The sequence below is a fragment of the Oceanispirochaeta crateris genome (genome assembly GCF_008329965.1).
GTDB classification, from domain to species: Bacteria; Spirochaetota; Spirochaetia; order DSM-2461; family DSM-2461; genus Oceanispirochaeta; species Oceanispirochaeta crateris.
In genome coordinates, this window is sequence record NZ_CP036150.1 from 3,067,984 (window position 1) to 3,084,916 (window position 16,933).

At 39.2% G+C, this 16,933-nt stretch carries 18 protein-coding genes; 8 read left to right on the forward strand and 10 right to left on the reverse strand.

All coding sequences use genetic code 11. The features are described 5' to 3' along the window. Positions 1 to 138: 138 nt before the first annotated feature. From EXM22_RS13940 to EXM22_RS13970, 7 genes are all read left to right on the forward strand, one after another. Positions 139 to 417 carry an HD-GYP domain-containing protein gene (locus tag EXM22_RS13940; protein ID WP_149487111.1) on the forward strand — a complete coding sequence of 93 codons (279 nt, stop codon included), beginning with the start codon at positions 139 to 141 and terminating at the stop codon, positions 415 to 417. 209 nt (positions 418 to 626) lie between these two features. Beyond that, positions 627 to 1,589, forward strand: coding sequence for an ABC transporter substrate-binding protein (locus EXM22_RS13945; protein ID WP_149487112.1), 963 nt, complete (start codon positions 627 to 629; stop codon positions 1,587 to 1,589). Then, on the forward strand, positions 1,579 to 2,190 hold the full coding sequence (locus EXM22_RS13950) for a hypothetical protein (RefSeq protein ID WP_149487113.1): 612 nt from the start codon (positions 1,579 to 1,581) through the stop codon (positions 2,188 to 2,190). The genes EXM22_RS13945 and EXM22_RS13950 overlap by 11 nt, the downstream gene beginning before the upstream one ends. Further along, positions 2,171 to 2,956, forward strand: a complete 786-nt coding sequence (locus EXM22_RS13955; RefSeq protein WP_149487114.1) for an ABC transporter permease — start codon at positions 2,171 to 2,173, stop codon at positions 2,954 to 2,956. Before EXM22_RS13950 ends, EXM22_RS13955 begins: the two co-directional genes overlap by 20 nt. After that, positions 2,950 to 3,660 carry an ABC transporter ATP-binding protein gene (locus EXM22_RS13960; protein ID WP_149487115.1) on the forward strand — a complete coding sequence of 237 codons (711 nt, stop codon included), beginning with the start codon at positions 2,950 to 2,952 and terminating at the stop codon, positions 3,658 to 3,660. Before EXM22_RS13955 ends, EXM22_RS13960 begins: the two co-directional genes overlap by 7 nt. Positions 3,661 to 3,860: 200 nt before the next feature. Continuing rightward, a complete protein-coding gene (locus EXM22_RS13965; RefSeq protein WP_149487116.1) occupies positions 3,861 to 4,214 on the forward strand; it encodes a DUF2023 family protein in 354 nt (117 codons plus the stop codon). A gap of 16 nt (positions 4,215 to 4,230) precedes the next feature. Then, positions 4,231 to 4,710: a flavodoxin gene (locus tag EXM22_RS13970; protein ID WP_149487117.1), complete on the forward strand. Its 480-nt coding sequence runs from the start codon at positions 4,231 to 4,233 to the stop codon at positions 4,708 to 4,710. A 64-nt stretch (positions 4,711 to 4,774) separates the two neighbouring features. Here the strand turns inward: EXM22_RS13970 and EXM22_RS13975 are convergent, their stop codons facing one another. The 8 genes from EXM22_RS13975 to EXM22_RS14010 all read right to left on the reverse strand — a co-directional run bounded on the left by EXM22_RS13975 (position 4,775) and on the right by EXM22_RS14010 (position 11,825). Beyond that, on the reverse strand, positions 4,775 to 5,446 hold the full coding sequence (locus EXM22_RS13975; protein ID WP_149487118.1) for a DUF3299 domain-containing protein: 672 nt from the start codon (positions 5,444 to 5,446) through the stop codon (positions 4,775 to 4,777). A gap of 2 nt (positions 5,447 to 5,448) precedes the next feature. Next, on the reverse strand, positions 5,449 to 6,693 hold the full coding sequence (locus tag EXM22_RS13980) for an ABC transporter permease (RefSeq protein WP_149487119.1): 1,245 nt from the start codon (positions 6,691 to 6,693) through the stop codon (positions 5,449 to 5,451). After that, on the reverse strand, positions 6,686 to 7,360 hold the full coding sequence (locus EXM22_RS13985) for an ABC transporter ATP-binding protein (RefSeq protein WP_149487120.1): 675 nt from the start codon (positions 7,358 to 7,360) through the stop codon (positions 6,686 to 6,688). The genes EXM22_RS13980 and EXM22_RS13985 overlap by 8 nt, the downstream gene beginning before the upstream one ends. A 20-nt stretch (positions 7,361 to 7,380) precedes the next feature. After that, complete coding sequence (locus tag EXM22_RS13990) at positions 7,381 to 7,920, reverse strand: ZrgA family zinc uptake protein (protein WP_149487121.1); 540 nt, start codon at positions 7,918 to 7,920, stop codon at positions 7,381 to 7,383. Positions 7,921 to 8,074: 154 nt separating this feature from the next. Continuing rightward, positions 8,075 to 8,464 (reverse strand): metal ABC transporter solute-binding protein, Zn/Mn family, encoded by a 390-nt coding sequence (locus tag EXM22_RS13995; protein WP_149487122.1) that lies wholly within the window; start codon positions 8,462 to 8,464, stop codon positions 8,075 to 8,077. 52 nt (positions 8,465 to 8,516) lie between these two features. Then, complete coding sequence (locus tag EXM22_RS18600; protein WP_168203515.1) at positions 8,517 to 8,888, reverse strand: Fur family transcriptional regulator; 372 nt, start codon at positions 8,886 to 8,888, stop codon at positions 8,517 to 8,519. A 108-nt stretch (positions 8,889 to 8,996) separates the two neighbouring features. After that, complete coding sequence (locus EXM22_RS14005; protein WP_149487123.1) at positions 8,997 to 10,433, reverse strand: type 2 periplasmic-binding domain-containing protein; 1,437 nt, start codon at positions 10,431 to 10,433, stop codon at positions 8,997 to 8,999. A 9-nt stretch (positions 10,434 to 10,442) separates the two neighbouring features. After that, positions 10,443 to 11,825, reverse strand: coding sequence for an HD-GYP domain-containing protein (locus EXM22_RS14010; RefSeq protein ID WP_149487124.1), 1,383 nt, complete (start codon positions 11,823 to 11,825; stop codon positions 10,443 to 10,445). Positions 11,826 to 12,115: 290 nt separating this feature from the next. On the opposite strand from EXM22_RS14010, the gene EXM22_RS14015 reads away from it, so the two are divergent. Next, positions 12,116 to 12,541: a DUF1847 domain-containing protein gene (locus tag EXM22_RS14015; protein ID WP_168203516.1), complete on the forward strand. Its 426-nt coding sequence runs from the start codon at positions 12,116 to 12,118 to the stop codon at positions 12,539 to 12,541. A gap of 93 nt (positions 12,542 to 12,634) precedes the next feature. Here the strand turns inward: EXM22_RS14015 and EXM22_RS14020 are convergent, their stop codons facing one another. Together EXM22_RS14020 and EXM22_RS14025 are read right to left on the reverse strand one after the other, a co-directional pair. Further along, entirely contained in the window at positions 12,635 to 15,250 is a 2,616-nt protein-coding gene (locus EXM22_RS14020) for a HEAT repeat domain-containing protein (RefSeq protein WP_149487126.1), read from the reverse strand. 61 nt (positions 15,251 to 15,311) lie between these two features. Next, a complete protein-coding gene (locus EXM22_RS14025) occupies positions 15,312 to 16,889 on the reverse strand; it encodes an adenylate/guanylate cyclase domain-containing protein (protein ID WP_246157023.1) in 1,578 nt (525 codons plus the stop codon). Between the last annotated feature and the right edge of the window lie 44 nt (positions 16,890 to 16,933).

The following is a 16,933-nucleotide window of genomic DNA, read 5'->3' on the forward strand; positions in this document are numbered from 1 at the left end:
TCTCTTTTTTTGTCTAACAATGAAACTTGAACTGATGGAAGGAGGTTGGATTCGACGACCGAAAAAAGTTCCATCGCCCGTATCAGAGCAAGATATTGAACTTTTTGGAAATTGTTTTTCTCAAGAAATAATCATAGGATGATAGACTCTTTAAAAAACAAATTATTTGCATTGGGTTCAAGAATCATCGCTGTTGCCGATACATTTGATGCAAAAACAAGCCACAGGGCTTTCAGTCTGGAGAAGAGCTATGAATTTGCCTATAATGAGATTCAAGCTTCTTCGGGTGCTCAACTTTGCCCAGAAGTTTACAAATCTTTTCTGAGTTTAAAAGATGAAATCCCGATCCTACTTGAAGAAGACAATAATGAGATAATCCTAAGATTTACGAATAGAAAAATTATTAAAAATCATTAGAATATAGACATGAACATACTTGAGAAAGTAGTTCCAGAATGTAATACATCGATTAAATAGACAATCACGCGGGGCTAAAGGCCTGAACGATTTCTGTTTATCTAATGGGAGTTAGAAATTTATATTATGCACACCTAACTTTATTATTGACTATTAATTTAATATAGTTAATATATATTAACATACAAATTTAATGCAAAGAGGTTCAAATGTACTCCAACAAGAAAAAAATAATGTCTATCTTTCTATCTCTTATTTTCAGTTTCACAATATCTGCTGCTGGACAGAATGACAAAGAGGAACTGAAAGAAATTAACATCTCCTATGTAAAAGCTCCTTTTAACCTACAGATTATGGTTATGAAAGAGAAAGGGTTGCTGGAACAAGAATTTGCCGAAGATGGAATCTTGATCAAATGGCATGAAATCTCTTCCGGTGCCAAACAGGCAGAAGCAATGGCCGCTGGCTCACTTGAAATAGCCTCAGTTATGAACACGGCTTCTGTTATTATTGCGAATTCTGCCGGAAACAATATTGATATCGTTGATATAGTTAGCCGCCCCCTAGATACATTTACAATAATGACCTTAGAGGATGGACCTCAAACAATTAAAGAATTGAGCGGCAAAACAGTAGCCGGCCCCAAAGGAACGGTACTCCATCAGCTTTTGGAATCGGTGATTCAAAAAGAAGAGCTAGAAGATGTAAGCCTTATATCAATGGGCCTTCCTCAATCACAGACTGCTCTTCTTGCTGGACAGGTCGATGCAGCACTCCTGGCAGCGTCTCTTGTTTTAAAAACCCAGGATGCCGGAGGCCGGATTCTAACAACAAGCAGTGGCTATGTACAGCCTCTTTTGGTTAGTGCCTCCCCCCGCAGGTTTATCGAAGCTTATCCGGAGGTAATTGAACGTTATAAGAAAGTTCAAGCGAAAAGCTATGACTATATTGTTAATAACACTGAAGAAGCCCTGATGATTGGTGCCGCTCAGCAGGATGTTTCTATGGACTATGCCAGAAATCTCTATGAAAGAAGCGGCATAACAAACAGTTTTACGCAACAGGATGTGCAGGGGCTTCTGAATGACATAACTTTTCTCAAAAATCTCGAAATGATAGAAAATGACATCACTCCAGATGACTTAACCAGTGAGTTACTTAATGTTCAATAGATTCCTAAACCATCAGCTGATCCTCATCGATCAGCGTGATACAATCCGAATCAGCTGGGACCAACTCTTTGGATATTGCGGTCCCAGCCAGGTCATAGCCACAACTCTAGCCTTCCGATTATTTGAACAGGCAATCAAAGAAATGAGTCCTCATACACCTCCGAAACGAGATGAAATGGGTATTCTGACAGCCTTCCCCGGTCGAGGAATTCTGGAATGTATTGAAATGATCACCCGTATCCCGACCCTGGCGTCTCATCGCTTGACTGTGGCTCCAGAAGCTGGTCCTCCGGAGGCGCCAAGCGCTTATATCGGTAGATTCTATTTCGAAGTACAAATTGGAAATGAACGCAGAAGCTATATACCAATACCTGATTACTTTGATGATGAGTTTAGAACTCAGGTAGCCCAGTTTCAGAATAAAAAATTGAACGATGCAGAATATCACAGTTATATGTCATACAAATGGCAAAAGGCACAGTCTATTACAAACTATGATGGTGAGTTCTTTAAAAGCGAAGTTCTGCCCCCCTTATCACTGGAACCGGAGGGTAAAGCCCAATGGTATGGACTACAGTCATATGCAGACCTCCACAGTTAAAAAAATCTCAGGATTGGCCAGGCTTATTTTACCTGGCCTCATCCTCATGCTCTGGGCTGTCGCATCCCACAATGAGTGGGTTCATCCCTACCTTCTGCCTTCACCCAGCCGCGTTGCAAAAGCAGCTTGGTCATTGCTATCAAAGGGAGAATTAACGATGCATCTGGGAGTCAGCCTACGAAGAGTTTTAACAGGGTTTACGATTACCATGTGTATAGCTGTCCCTCTAAGCATATTAATCCATTTTCTGGGATGGCTAAAAACACTGACGAAGGGAAGTCTTGAGTTTCTCCGTTCTATACCGCCTCTTTCAGCGATTCCTCTCCTCATCCTATGGTTTGGAATTGGAGAAGCCTCAAAAATTGCCGTGATTGTGATGGCATCTTTTTTCCCGGTTTTCCTGAATGTTCTTAGCGGTCTAAATAATGTCGATGAAAACTGGTTGGAATTGGCAGACTCTCTGCAACTGACCAGAACCGATTATCTAAAAGCTGTTTTGATACCTTCGGCCTTACCAGCCATTCTCACTGGAATACAGCTGGGTATTAGCTATAGCTGGCGGGCCTTGATGGGTGCAGAAATGATTGCGGCGGCCTCAGGAGTGGGTTACCTTATCCTTGATTCTCAAGAAATGGGCCGGATAGACCGCGTCTTTGTAGGAATTTTCACTTTGGGAATCTGTGGAATTATATTAGACAGGGTACTAATGAAAATCTTTAACAGTTGCATCCCCTGGCAAAACCTTGAGGCGGGAAAAACATGGTAGCTCCCCGGATTCGTGTAGAAAACCTCAACAAGGTCTTTCAACACTCCCATACTACTTTTAAAGCTATAGATAATTTAAACCTCGATATCCCACCTGGAAAGATTACTGCCCTTGTTGGCGATAGCGGTTGTGGTAAAACAACATTACTGAAACTCCTGGCGGGGCTTCTCAAACCAGATAGCGGCCACATTATACAAGATAATCATAGCAGCTCACCGGCAGTGATGTTCCAAGATCCAAGACTTCTTCCATGGAAAACAGTAGAAGAAAATCTTTTACTGGCTCTTAAACGGACCCAAAATAATGAATTAGAGAAGAGTGTAAAACGGACTCGAGTCAAGGAAGCTCTGGAGTTAGTCAACTTAAAATCATGGAGTCATAGTTATCCGGAAGAATTATCTGGAGGCATGGCTCAGAGGATCAGTCTTGCCAGAGCCTTATGTCAAAAAAAAGGATTCCTTCTTATGGATGAACCCTTTTCTGCTCTGGATGCCATCACCCGGGAAAAACTTCAGATAGAGTTAAAAGGTATTCAGGAAAAACTGGGAAATACTATTTTATTTATTACACACGATATCTCTGAAGCTATTTTCTTGGCAGACAAGGTTTGTGTGATGAGAAAGGGCAAATTGACAGGAGAAGTCATCTGCAGTGAGGGCAAAGACTGTTCCCTTAAAATTCATAAACTGCTGGGCTTCTATTAGTCCAATAAAACAGAGCGTAGCGAAGCACTGGAATCTCCAAAAATTGAATAAAATTCATGCAGAACTAAAAGGTATTTTAAGAGCATAAATAGCTCTTGGCAATGTTAAGAAACAGCCTTAATTAATGCATATTAACTATTGGCATTAGTTCATCCTAATTTTATTATACTCCCATACCTTCCCCCATTAGGAGAACGTAAATGCAGGTATTCAGTCATCATTTATATGAATATAAAAAAGGTCTCAGACGTTTGGTTCTTCACACCTGTCCTTTGGCAGAAATACAATTTGTAGAAGCGAAACTTATGAAAGAAGAGATTCCTTACCTGCTTCATGAGGTAAACAGCCGGAAATTCAATGTGTTTTTCGGTGAGGACGTTTGTATATCCGTATTGAAAAACTTCAAGACACTCCAATTGAATAAGCTCACAGACCAAGAGGACTTTATTTTAGGAACATTACTGGGATACGACCTGAAACTTCAGTGTTTACGTTTCCTTGAACGAATCGAAGATCAAGAGATGAATGCCAACAATGCCATAGAGGCAAAATAATTATCAAGGAGTTATTATGACAGCAGTTGTTTATGGATCAAGTACGGGCAATACAGAAGAGGTTGCTGGTAAAACAGCCGCAGCACTCGGTAATGCAGATGTCTTAGCAGTTAGTGATTGTGATGCTGATAAACTGAAGGGCTATGATAGATTAATATTGGGTACATCAACCTGGGGAATCGGTGATTTACAGGATGACTGGGATGAAAAACTGGAAATACTGAGCCAGCTTGACTACAGTGGAAAAACTGTAGCCCTATTTGGATTAGGCGACCAGGAAGGTTATTCTGATTCCTTTGTTGATGCCATGGCGCCCCTTAAAAAAGAAATACTTGCTGCAGGAGGAACCCTTAAAGGAAAATGGCCTGTAGAGGGTTATGAATTCAGTAGTTCAGCTTCTGTGGAAGATGATTCTTTTATTGGTTTAGCACTGGATGAGGACAACCAGTCGAATCTCACTGACGAAAGAATTAAACTCTGGGTTTCCAGTCTATAGAGAATCAACACTAAAACCCCTGCTTCCCTGCAGGGGTTTTTCCTGCTCTTGCAACAAAGCGCTGCTACTCTGTATAAATTTCTAACCTGTCCCCAACCAAAGTATAGGAATAAGCGGCTATTCCATTATCACCTTCCTCCGTATAGATTGTTCCATAAAGCCAGTAGGGAGTATAAGGATCAGATTGAAAGGACTCCTCAAAAGTAGAAAAGATAGTTTGATTCGTTGGTGGAGGTGGAACATGGATGCAGGCACCTTGATAAGGCACGAATAAAAAGGAACTGATCTTGGAAAAATTGTCCGGATCAGTATCAACTCCCACAATAAAACCAGGAATGCGAACCTTTAATCCACTTATACCAGAATTAATACCAGGAGCTGGAGGTAAAGACGAAGGGTAAAAATTTGGATCGGCTTCGTATGCGGCTTCCATCTCTTTGTAATACAGGAATTCTGGTTTTGAGAAAAGATCCCACCATGTAATCATTCTATAGCCATCTTCTGTTTCTTCCAATGTTTCTGTAACAGGAATAGATTCGGAATTATCAGTAGGGATCTTATCCTCTGTGGTTTGGGGCCCCGTGGGTTCAGAGGGGATAGGTGAAGGAATGTCTGCCTCAACAGAATCCGCTTTGGATTCTATTGAGGCAACTTGAGATTTTTCTATCGAAGGAATTTGTTCTTTTGAACATGAAAAAAGAACGAATAAAAATAAGAGAAGATATACTTTTATCATTTTCAACTCCTGATGGACATGCCGTCACTTAACGACTTTTTGTACGTGGCAATTGCCGGTATCAGACCTGTAAGAATTCCAGCGACAAGAGTGATAGCAAGTAGAAACCATTCTCTTGAAGAGGGGGCCGTTAAATCCAGGTAGAAACCAGAGGTTCTAAATAGACGGAAAGTAACGATTTGTAGAAGATATAGTAGTCCCAATCCAGAAAGACATCCAGCAGCAGTCATTATTGTTGATTCCATAAAGAGCATAAAAAAGATCCGCCCTGGAGTAGCCCCCAGGGATCGAAGCAGAGCCATTTCCCTTCTCCGTTGATTTAACACGGCCAACTGAGCAGATAGCAATGAAATGAGACCAATCAGTACGACAGCCCCTGATAAAAAGGTTAAAGCTTTTTCTGCTACCCCCATAAGACTCCATAATTCATAGAGGGCCGCCCCTGGAAGGATGGCTAAAAGAGGTTCCTTACTGTAATTATTGACTTCTCTCTGATACCGAAAAGCGGAACCTCTGTTTTGGAGACCTACAAGAGCTGCTGTGATGCTCTTCGGTGTCAAATCTACTCTTAATGCTTGTTCTTTTGTAACATTCCTTGCCTGTACACCTGTTTCCCATCCTATATGGATGGCGCTTATACCCTCTAAGGGTATAAAAAGGCTTTTATCAACAGGAGTTCCTGTCGGTTCAAGAATCCCTGAAACATAAAACGGCATATTGTCATGGCTTGAAAGTGTAACGGTACCAGCACCATGATTGACAACGATTGAATCCCCTATCTCATACCCTAAATCATGAGCTACCGCAGCACCAAGGACAACAGAAAAGAGATCTTTGAATTCCTCTCCTTCGGCAAATTCTAAAGGAGTTTTCTTTCCATATGTATAGTAATAAAAATAATCGACAGTCGTACCGACAACTCGAAATCCCTTATGAGAATCTCCCAGAGAAAGGGGAACAGACCAGGCAACATCATCATGTTGAGTAAGGTCTAGGTAAGAATCATACCCCATATTATTAACCGCATTCCCTATGTGAAAAACGGAATAAAGGATTAAATTGACCTGTCCTGTTCGGGCTCCTATGATTAAATCTGTACCAGAAATTGTACGGGAAAAACTATTTTTGCTGATGTCTTTTACTCTTTGAACCCCCAGAAACAGCAGGACACTCAATGTAAGAGAGATATAGATTAATATCAGAACATTCTTTCTGTTGATCAAACTCTGAAAGGCTAATTTAAACATGAAAACCTCCATTAATGTTTTCAAGTTCTTCAACTCGGTTAAATCTTGATGCGATAGTCGAATCATGACTAACAACAAGAAGAGTAGAGTCCCTTTTTTCACATTCGCTGAACAGAAGGTTCATAAAATCATTCCGACGATCTCCATCAAGTGCGGAGGTTGGTTCATCAGCAATGATAATTTCGGGATTACCAATGAGGGCCCTGGCTACTGCGACTCTCTGTTGCTGTCCAATGCTCAAGTTTCTTGCTTGCTTTTTTATATCAACATCTAAAGATAGTTCGTTGAGAAGCTCCGCCACTTTCTCATGATGATGACCATTCTCTTTTTGTCTCTTTACTTTAGAAAAAAGGATTGGGGCTAAAATATTATCTTCTACTGACAACCAGGGAAGGAGGTTAAACTGTTGAAAAATATAACCAATATGATCCCCCCGGAATAAATCTCTTTTATGAGGTTTCAATTTTTTTAACTCTAAACCTCGAACAACCAAAAGTCCTGACTGAACAGTTTGTATCCCAGTGATAAGCGATAAAAGGGTGGTTTTCCCGCTACCACTGCTTCCTTTTAAAAAAACTTTTTCTCCTTTGTTAATAGAAAAATTCTTTATTTCGATTACAGCGTGTTCATTTGGCCATGCAAATTGAGCATTTTCCAGGTGGATCATAAATTTTTCTCCCTAGATTATCAGAAACGGATACGGCTGCTTGAAGGATTTAGTTCTCCTGCGGCTTGACCTGAGTCATTGATCATAATCCAACGGATCTCTGAGAGTGTCGGAAAAGCCTTGAAAAAATTATTAAACTGAACACTTCTAAGATTATCAGTATTTTCAAGGGTATAAGTAAAATACAGTTTAAACTCCATATGTTCATGACCTTCATGGTGCTCTTCTTCATGCCCAGACTTTTCTATGTGGAGATGTTTCAAAAGAACCGGCATTGAGCGTTTAGTTCCGAAGTTGATTAGGTCGTTACTTGAAGCCTTTAAATCATCTATTTTATCTTGAATTACAGCTTCTTCTTCATCTGTTAGATTTTGATGCTCAAACCCAATAAAATCGGCACCTGGTAAGTCAACGACAATTTCAATCTGCAAATCTTCCACAAGAATCTGCATCTGCCCCACACCATGTTCGTGCGCTCCGTGTTCGTGTGTTTCATTCGCTGAAACAGACAGAACCGAGCATAGTAGAATGAGGAGGAATGCTATATTTTTCTTTATCATTTTTTGTCTCCTATCTCTCTTCAGAGATCTCTTAGATCCATTTAACTAATTGTTAAGATGAATCCTTTGTTCTGATGCTCTAATACAATAAATATAAGTTTGCCCCAATTGATCAGAAAGACCTGTTCAAACCGGGCAAATAGAAAGGGAATGATTAGGAATCAGAGCCCATTCCTTTAGCAATTTGATTTATATTGTAGCGGATAAAGCTGAGGTAATTAACACCTGGTTCCTCATCTGCAAGAGATCCAGTCATGATGGTAAGGATTTCCAGGGGATGATCCACTTCACTTTTTAATACTTTAGCCAGCTCCTGGACCATCTCTCCTGAAGTATTTCCAACAAATATGGCTGGAACTTCATGCTCATTAACCTCTTCAATCAGCTCTGCTAATTTTCCTGTAGAGATTTCTGCATTATTTGCGTAAAACCCGGCATTTTCCGGATCAAGTTCTCCAAGAGCACTGCTAATGACGTCTGCCCAAGAAGCAGCAGAGAAAACGATCAGGAAAATAAAATGGAAAAGAAAAGATCGTATTTTCATAATAACTCCAAACAATGCAAATGGTTTGCATTTTAAATTAAAAAAAGGTGAATCACCTGCAAGATTTGCATAAACCTTTAAAAGAAATCGTATGTTCTTCTACTAAAAACCCATTAATTTCTTTTTGTTGCTTAAAAGTATTATCCAGAGGACAATAGGACACCGGAAAAAAAGAATGGCATTTTCTACAGTGCATGTAGTGTGCATGCGCCAAATTTTTGGAAGCGTAATATCGCTCCATCCCTCTATTCTCACAATAGAATACAAAAGATGAGATATATTTCTCTTCTTCAAGATATTGGAGTCCCCGATATACTGTTGTAAGATTCATTTTAGATTTTACATCTTCAAAGATCTGTCCCGGATTTAGGGGCTGACTAGAATTCTGAATCAGATCTAAAATGGCTTGTCTTTTATTAGTCACACCTATTTCTAAACTTATTCCTATTTTATTGTCAACATATTTGCAAATCAATTGCAATATATTTTTTCAAATCGTTCTATTTTGCCAATTCTTCTTAAATAGATACCTTCATGGCAGATCCTGGATCTCTTTATTGAATAATTCAACATAATCATGCCAAGTTGAAAGATCTGCAGTCCCTGTAATAATAGAAACCATCGTTTGTTCCCATCTTTTTTGGAGTTTCAGTTTTGTATCATTCTCAAGAACAAACTTATATATATGGTCTTCATTCACCAGATTTTCTGGATCATTGAGTATTTCTATATTATCCAGCAACTCTTGGGATGTGATCCATCTCCTATCAATGACACTAATAAATCTTACAGGGTTTGAAAATCCAGTTTTGTATAAATCATCATAAGTACTGAGTAGATTAATTCTATTATTTTCCTTATCAAGGATGTAATGTTCTCCTTCGATTCCATAGCTTACTGTGTAAAAACCTCCCTCTTCTGAATCATCACAGATCCAATCTAAAAAACGAATTAATCCATCAACTTCTACTTCTGATAAATTTGCAGATATGGCCAATCCATTACTTAAAAAAGGATCATTGTCGTAACCACGATCTCCTTCAGGGCCTATCACCGGAAGCATTATTGCCAGATGGCTTGATTTCCCTTCATTTTTCCATGTTACATTGAGTCTATTAAGGTTCCAGACAGATATTGAGGAGATGCCTACATTGGCTTTTGACTGGATTGCCAATCCAGTCTGTATAAAACTTTCAGGGCTGATATACCCCTTTTCATACCAGGAATGGTAAAGTTTTAAGATATTTTCAACCTGGGGATGAGTGGTCGTATGTATCAAGGATTCTCCATCCAGAATCCAATTTTCAAAATTTTCAGAATAGGACAAACCAAAGGCTCCCCAGAGCATTGAGTGGTTAAAATCCAAACTCAATCCGTATGTATCATCCATTCCATTCTGATCCGGGTCCATCTCGGTGAATTGCCTCAATACATCCTCAAGATCTTCAAGGGTTTCAGGCATATCCAGATTTAGACTTTCTAACCAGTCTGTACGAATGGCCCAACCATTCCTAGTATTATAACCATTAAATCCTTCAGGTCTGCTGACTCTGGGTAATGCATAGAGATCACCGTTGTAAATATAATTGTCTAGTGAACTATCTTTAAGCTTTGATATATAGTGAGGCATTCTTGCGAGATATTTTGTAAGAGGTAAAATCAATCCCAGTTCTGCAAGATTCTGAATTTGGTCTTTGTGTATTGGAAACGCCATAGCACTAGTTTCCAATAGGAGATTTTGCTCCAGGACTGCTCTATACTCATTCTGTGGAATGTATTCCCTGACAAAATCTATGTTTATCCCCTCTTTTTGAGCTTTCTCAGAGATTACAACTCTTCCCCTGCCGCCATCCTGTGGATAATTCACATAGTTTGCATCTGAATAAAAACTGAGGAGAAGTGGTTCATTTTTCTTACCATTACAAGCCAGCACAAGAAAGCAAATTAGGACATAACAAAACTTTCTCATAAAAATTCCTCAATAGTCTTGAAATCTTATTGAAATCTCTTTTATTTGATCCTCAATTTTTAAAAAGCATTCCACAAGATCGGGATCAAAATATTTTCCCGATTCGGAGATGATGATTTCTCTGCTTTTAGTATGAGAATACGCTGGTTTATATACACGTTTGGATCTGAGAGCATCATAAACATCTGCTACCGCCATGATTCTGGCGGAAATAGGAATCTCCTCTCCTGCCAATCCATCAGGATAACCTTGACCATTCCATTTTTCATGATGATGTCTGGTTAATCGTATGGCAATCGTTAAGTATGAATTGAATGATAGCTTGTGGGAAGCAATTTTAAGTGTCTCTGCGCCGTGGATCGCATGCTTTTTCATTACGTCAAATTCATCTACGGTCAATTTTCCAGGCTTATTTAATATTTCATCCCTTATTCCCACTTTCCCTATATCATGAAGAGGTGCAGATTTCTTTAATGCAGTAATGTATTCATCAGTAATATACGCTGAAAATTTATGACCTTTCCTCAGTTCTTTAGCGAGCAGCTCAACATAGATGGCTGTTCTTTCAATATGTCTTCCAGTGTCATTATCTCTAATTTCTGCCTGATGTGCCAGCGCCAGAATCGTAGCTTCCATTGTATCTTCACTCTGTTTGTTGAGAATATCCTGCTTATGCAAAATTGAGGTGAGTACCAGTAGAAGGATGATGTTCATTATAATTGATGTGACCAAAATGGTAACAAGATTGGTTAGATCGATAATCTTATATTGCCGTTTATTTGAATTAGACAATTCGTAGTATAATTTCTCCAGCTGATTTTGAAAGACCTCGCTAATCAAAGAGTTCAAATTACTAATCTCTTCTCTTGTATCCTTAATCATATATTTGGAATACAAATCTGATTGATCTAAATTCAGATCCAGCAAAGATTTATGCCAATATGGATTATTGTCGTGTTCCATTTTTCTTAACTGGGTATTCACAATTGAGAGCTGTGACTCCAAAGCCTCCCAACTTGTCAAAAATCGATCCAAAGAAAAATCTAATCCTGTTCTTTTTAACTCATTTTTAAGATTCTCATTATTCGATATATGCTGTGACATCTGCATAGTGAAACTCTTGGAAGAGAGAGACCAGGCAGGGTATATACTTTTCAAGGCTCTGGTAGAATTAAGGTGCAGAGAATATGCTTTTAATCGGTTCAAACCATCAATGACTCGATACACATCATCCTGAATATTGATTCTTTTTCTATTTTCAATGGATGAAACCTGTATTACGGAGATGATGATTATCTGAGAAAAAATGATGATTCCCATCATAACGAGGAATCTTTTCTTAAAAGACTTGAGCTTGAGATATCTAAGATTCTTGAATTGAAGAGATTTCACTAAATTGATCTCCCTGTTATTAATATAAGAACTAAGATACCATCCCAATTACTCTAGGTGATTTCCAATAGTACCCTGAAAAACAGTCCGAAATAGGTTTCTTAGCTTACTCTCAATTTCCATTGGTGTCATTCATTTTAATAATTTTAAAATTACTCTGAAAGACTCGTTATATTTTGTTCCCTTAGATTTCCTGGTCTCCGGGAAATTAAAATCTTGACCTTGTGATATATAGTTTCTATCATAGGATAATAATGAACAATTTATACACTGAAGAATTCTGTAAAATAATGCAAACCAATATTGACTATTCCGATATGAGTTCAAACCGTATAGAAGAAATATTTAACTTTGCCAGAGGAATCAATTTCAAACGGATAGGAATCGCTTACTGCATCACATTTTCATATGAGGCTCAGATATTGAAAAAATATTTTGAACCTCATTTTGATGTTTTTAAAGTTGATTGTAAATATGGAAGAATAACCCAAAAAGATGTTCTCGGTGGACGCAGTAATAGGATTCTTTGTAATCCTGCTGGCCAAGCGGATTACCTGAACCAACAAAAAACAGAGCTGAACATCTCTATGGGCCTATGCGTTGGCCATGATATGATATTCAGCAAAAAATCTGATGCTTTGGTGACAAATCTCTTTGATAAAGATTTTACAAATAATAACAACCCATCAAAAGCAATTGCAGATCTCCAGCGCTAAAGCCTTGGTATTGAACCATTTTCTTTTGAATTAGAAGGTTTTCAGAATCAATCCGAGAACCTTCTATTCATAGGCCAAAGAGAACAAGAGAGACTAATCCAGTGACTTTGTTCTCAATCGTTCCATCGCCCAAAAAGTATACTTTCTAACTTTTTTATCCGGATCCTGTTCGAGATCCTTCAGGATTTCTGTTCCCTCTTCTGTATTCAGAACTTCTAATGCCTTCGTTACTTCTATCCGGACCTCTTTGTTCGGATCTCTGGCAGCCAGGACAATCCCTCTAAAAGCGGCCTTTGTTTTTATGGCGGATAGAAATGATGCAGATTCCTGACGTATGGCAGAACTTCTGTTTTTGAGTTTCCGAATATGATTTTCCACAAATCCCGTGGATTCAAGGACTTCTGCAATGTAGTGATGAAGAGAGGGAATATCCTCTTTTAACAGTTCAACCATGACTTGCTCTCCCTCAAACCCCATGAGTTTAAAGATGGTCGTCATATCTTCCCGGAGCTGAGGACCGGCATCCTTGAACAGTTCAATTGCCGTGGCTATGCTCTTTTTATCTTTCTTCCCGCTCAAACTGCGAATACAATCCTTTTTGTATTCATCATCATTTGCTATTTTTCTCACAAGGATTTCAACTGAAGCCGCACTTTCTGAAGCACTAAGGCCTTCAATGACTCCAAGAATGACAGAATCTACCTCATTTTCATCATTCAGTAGGGCTTCCAAGTCCTTGAGCACGGCAGGAGATCCACTTGTACCAAGGGCTTTCGCCACTTCTCTGCGGACACGGTCTACCGGATCACGGAGCATATTCACGCAGCGCATCAACTCTTTGGTTTCCTTGTATTCTACCAGGCTCCAGATACTTGAGATTCTAACATCCGGGTTAGCATCATCCAAAGCCTCCCGGATCTCTTTCAAAAATGTCTTCTTTCCAGTGGCTGGTAAGGAGACGATGACCGCCGCACGACTTTGAGCATCTATAGAATCCAAAATGGATTTCACCCGCTCATTAAAAAGTTTTTCTGAATAGGCACTGAGCATCCCGGCAAATTCCCGTGCTTCTTCGAGGGGCAGAATAGGAAGATTTTCAAGAATGATCTGCAAACAACTGGCATTCTTCATCTCACCCAAAATCTTTAAGGCCTGGATACGTACCTGATGGGAATAGGCTTCACGTCCCTGCCTGATAATATCCATGACAAGGCACTGAACATCCGGTTTAGGCATTGTTAAAAGAACCTTTCTCAATTCATCTTTTAATGGAAAATCAGGATCCTTAAGAAAACTCTCGAGAACCGGAAGCATAATAGAGGCACCCCTGACAGGTATGGCATGCAGGACTTCTCTCATGATTTCAGGATGATCTTTTGATTCGAGAAGTTCCTGTCTCATCAGAGCAATCGCATTGTCACTTCCTCTTTGATGAACACACTCTAATGTATTCTTATAGAGTTCTCTAAGCTCAACATCCACCTTCTGACTGATATCCTGAGCAAAAACTCTATCGGCCAAATTATCAATAGCCTCCTGAGGTCCCGCCTTCTTTAATAGACGAGAAGCCAACAAGAGTGATCCACGATTATTATTGGATTGGATCTCATTAAGAAAACCAGTCACATTGACTTCTAGAGCTTTATTCAGAAGGTCATAATTCCTCTCCAGCTGCTGTTTATCATTCATATAGCTTTCACGGATTAATCTATTTAGGACAGCACAGTCTTGAAGGTATCGGGCAGCATTCTGTCTCAGTTCCAGATCATCTCCTGCAAGAATCCCCAATGCAAGATCCTGATCCTCAGCCGATTCTGTATCAAGAAGTTGAAGAACATGAAGGATTTGTTCATTGTTCAAACTTTCAAGTGTAAGGGAATATAAGGATAGAAAGTCTTTAACAATTCTATCTTTGGCTGATTTCCTGACTTCATAAACAGGATCATTTAAAAGAAGGTTATAGAGTTTCTCGTAGAGTTCATTTTTTTCAGATCCTTCTGCACCGAATGCTTTTGCATCAATTGGAATATCCCTCACAACGGTCGATCTGATCAAAGAATGAGAATCTTCAAAAGATTCCCAGACAGCTCTGAGAGATCTCTCATCGTCATCATGAAGCAGAATGTTAATTGCAAAATACCGGGCAGCCCACTCCTGATCACCTGTCATTTCACGTATTTCATCTAGACGGTTCTCAAACAAGAGAAGCCCTTTTTCACCATCAAAGAGTTCTCCCTTCCCGGATAGAGCGATGCGTCTCAACTTCAAAAAATCTGTACTTTCATCCAGAAATTGATTGAGTACCTGGGCTGTTTTTTTATGATCCAATGCTCTGAGGAAAATTGAGTAGAGTCCCTGATCTGGTGCAAATTCCAAAATCCAGGATTGAAGATTCTTACTCTTTTTTTCTGTGTACCGATTGATCCACAGATCAGAAAGACCCAGAATTCTGGGAAGATTTACATCATTTTTTCTGGCAATCTCAACGATTCTCGAAGACTTTTTATAAAGTCTTTCCAAAGAGAATTTTGCTAAAACTTCGGCCCTTTTCAAGTCATGATCTTCGGCGACGGCTTCCATCATCAGACGGAAATTCTTTCGAAGAATGAATCTGATGATGATCAGGCTCACAAGCGCAACGATAACGACCGCTGAGGGAATAATGAAAAAAAGTGAATTAGAATTAAATAACTGAATGAACTGGTTCATCTACTGCTCCTATCTACTACTTAGGTTATTCCTAACCTTGGCGATTTTCTTGTCAGGGCCATTACCGCATACCCACAACATTATATATTTGTATTGGTTTTATTTTTCCTTTGACTTTGACGGCATCTCTAGACTCTATGATAAATCGATCATCGAGATGTTTCCGTGTATCTTCTGTTATAATGATTTCTCCCGCTTCAGAAACACCTTCCAACCTGGCAGCTAAATTTACGGTATCTCCAATAACTGTATAGTCCATCCTGCGGGAACTTCCCAGGTTCCCTGCAACAAGGTCCCCTGTATGCATACCGAATCCAACCTTAAGGGATTCAGCTTTTCCTTTAAAAAATTGACGATCCTTGTCTTTTACAAGATTTTGAATCTCAACAGCACAACTTACGGCCTTAACTGCATCTTCTGTTTCATTCACCATGGGAACACCCCATGCGGCCATGATGCAGTCTCCAATGAATTTGTCGATATATCCTCCGTACTTGATGACAATCTCAACAGCCTCACTAAAATATTCGTTTAAGACTTCAATGATATATTCCGGAGATTTATCTTCTGAAAAAGAGGTATAACCCCGGATATCCGCAAAAAAGACAGTGGCATGTTTTGTCCCACCTCCCGGTTTTACCATTTCAGGAGAATCCATAAGGTTTTGAACAATATCATTTGAGAGGTAACGGGCAAACATATCTTTTATGACCCGGCGGTCCTCAGTCGCAACTTTCGCAGTAGCCTTCAATTCCTGTTCACGAGTCTGGTCTGTAAAAAGGAGGGTCAATCCCTTGTGTTTACCCCGAACACCCTTCAGTGCCGAAACATTTAATGAAAAATCCATATCTCTTTCATCATTATTCCTCTTATAAATGCCTTCCATACCGAGGATTTCCTGTCCGGTTGCTCCCACTTTTTCCGTTGCGTTTAAGACCTTACGACTCAAGTTTTTCTTAAAATATTGAGAGAGAGGAACACCGATAGACTCTTCATCCAGACCCATAGACTCTTCAGCTATATGGTTAAAATATTCAATCTTGTTATTTTCATCAGTGGTAATCAGAATGTTTGTCATAGACTCAAAAATACTCTCCTGATACCTTTCAAGATCTTCTATTTTCTTTACATAATCCTTTAATTCCCGATACAACCGTGAGTTCTGCAACATTCCACTGGCTTGTTTAGTGTACGAGTCCAAAAAATTAAAGCTATTTTTGTTGTAAAAAAGGGCTTTCCTTGAATTCAGGATAAGAATACCAATCCTGGATTTAGATGTTTTTAAGGGAAGCGCTATGCCGCTGTTCATCAATGGATGAACAAAAAGATCATCAAATGGCCCCGGTTTTCGTTCCTGTAAAACAACTGATTTTTCACATTCATTTATAAACTCAACCAACTCTGTATCAGCAAGGAGTTCATTTGCTACTTCAAAAGCCCCTCTTTTATACATGAGCTTTAAGTCAGAATTCTTATTTTCTGGATTCTTGAAAAGATATAAAGCGGCCAAATCCGACCTTGTAATATCAAGAGACTGCTCTACAAGAACAGAAATAAGACTCTTGAAATCTCCTTCGTCAGCCAGAAGGGCACTGGCACGAACCAGCTCATCAAGAACAAATAGTTCTTTGACCATCATTAGGCTCCCTATTGATTTTATAATAATTTACAGATGTTGAATAA

Bases quoted from the DNA above. Each gene is read 5' to 3' on its own strand.
- EXM22_RS13975 (WP_149487118.1), bottom strand. From the start codon at position 5,446: ATGATAAAAGTATATCTTCTCTTATTTTTATTCGTTCTTTTTTCATGT.
- EXM22_RS13995 (WP_149487122.1), bottom strand. From the start codon at position 8,464: ATGAAAATACGATCTTTTCTTTTCCATTTTATTTTCCTGATCGTTTTC.
- EXM22_RS13950 (WP_149487113.1), top strand. From the start codon at position 1,579: ATGTTCAATAGATTCCTAAACCATCAGCTGATCCTCATCGATCAGCGT.
- EXM22_RS13970 (WP_149487117.1), top strand. From the start codon at position 4,231: ATGACAGCAGTTGTTTATGGATCAAGTACGGGCAATACAGAAGAGGTT.
- EXM22_RS13990 (WP_149487121.1), bottom strand. From the start codon at position 7,920: ATGATAAAGAAAAATATAGCATTCCTCCTCATTCTACTATGCTCGGTT.
- EXM22_RS14025 (WP_246157023.1), bottom strand. From the start codon at position 16,889: ATGATGGTCAAAGAACTATTTGTTCTTGATGAGCTGGTTCGTGCCAGT.
- EXM22_RS13960 (WP_149487115.1), top strand. From the start codon at position 2,950: ATGGTAGCTCCCCGGATTCGTGTAGAAAACCTCAACAAGGTCTTTCAA.
- EXM22_RS13965 (WP_149487116.1), top strand. From the start codon at position 3,861: ATGCAGGTATTCAGTCATCATTTATATGAATATAAAAAAGGTCTCAGA.
- EXM22_RS13955 (WP_149487114.1), top strand. From the start codon at position 2,171: ATGCAGACCTCCACAGTTAAAAAAATCTCAGGATTGGCCAGGCTTATT.
- EXM22_RS13940 (WP_149487111.1), top strand. From the start codon at position 139: ATGATAGACTCTTTAAAAAACAAATTATTTGCATTGGGTTCAAGAATC.
- EXM22_RS14015 (WP_168203516.1), top strand. From the start codon at position 12,116: ATGCAAACCAATATTGACTATTCCGATATGAGTTCAAACCGTATAGAA.
- EXM22_RS14020 (WP_149487126.1), bottom strand. From the start codon at position 15,250: ATGAACCAGTTCATTCAGTTATTTAATTCTAATTCACTTTTTTTCATT.
- EXM22_RS13985 (WP_149487120.1), bottom strand. From the start codon at position 7,360: ATGATCCACCTGGAAAATGCTCAATTTGCATGGCCAAATGAACACGCT.
- EXM22_RS13945 (WP_149487112.1), top strand. From the start codon at position 627: ATGTACTCCAACAAGAAAAAAATAATGTCTATCTTTCTATCTCTTATT.
- EXM22_RS14005 (WP_149487123.1), bottom strand. From the start codon at position 10,433: ATGAGAAAGTTTTGTTATGTCCTAATTTGCTTTCTTGTGCTGGCTTGT.
- EXM22_RS13980 (WP_149487119.1), bottom strand. From the start codon at position 6,693: ATGTTTAAATTAGCCTTTCAGAGTTTGATCAACAGAAAGAATGTTCTG.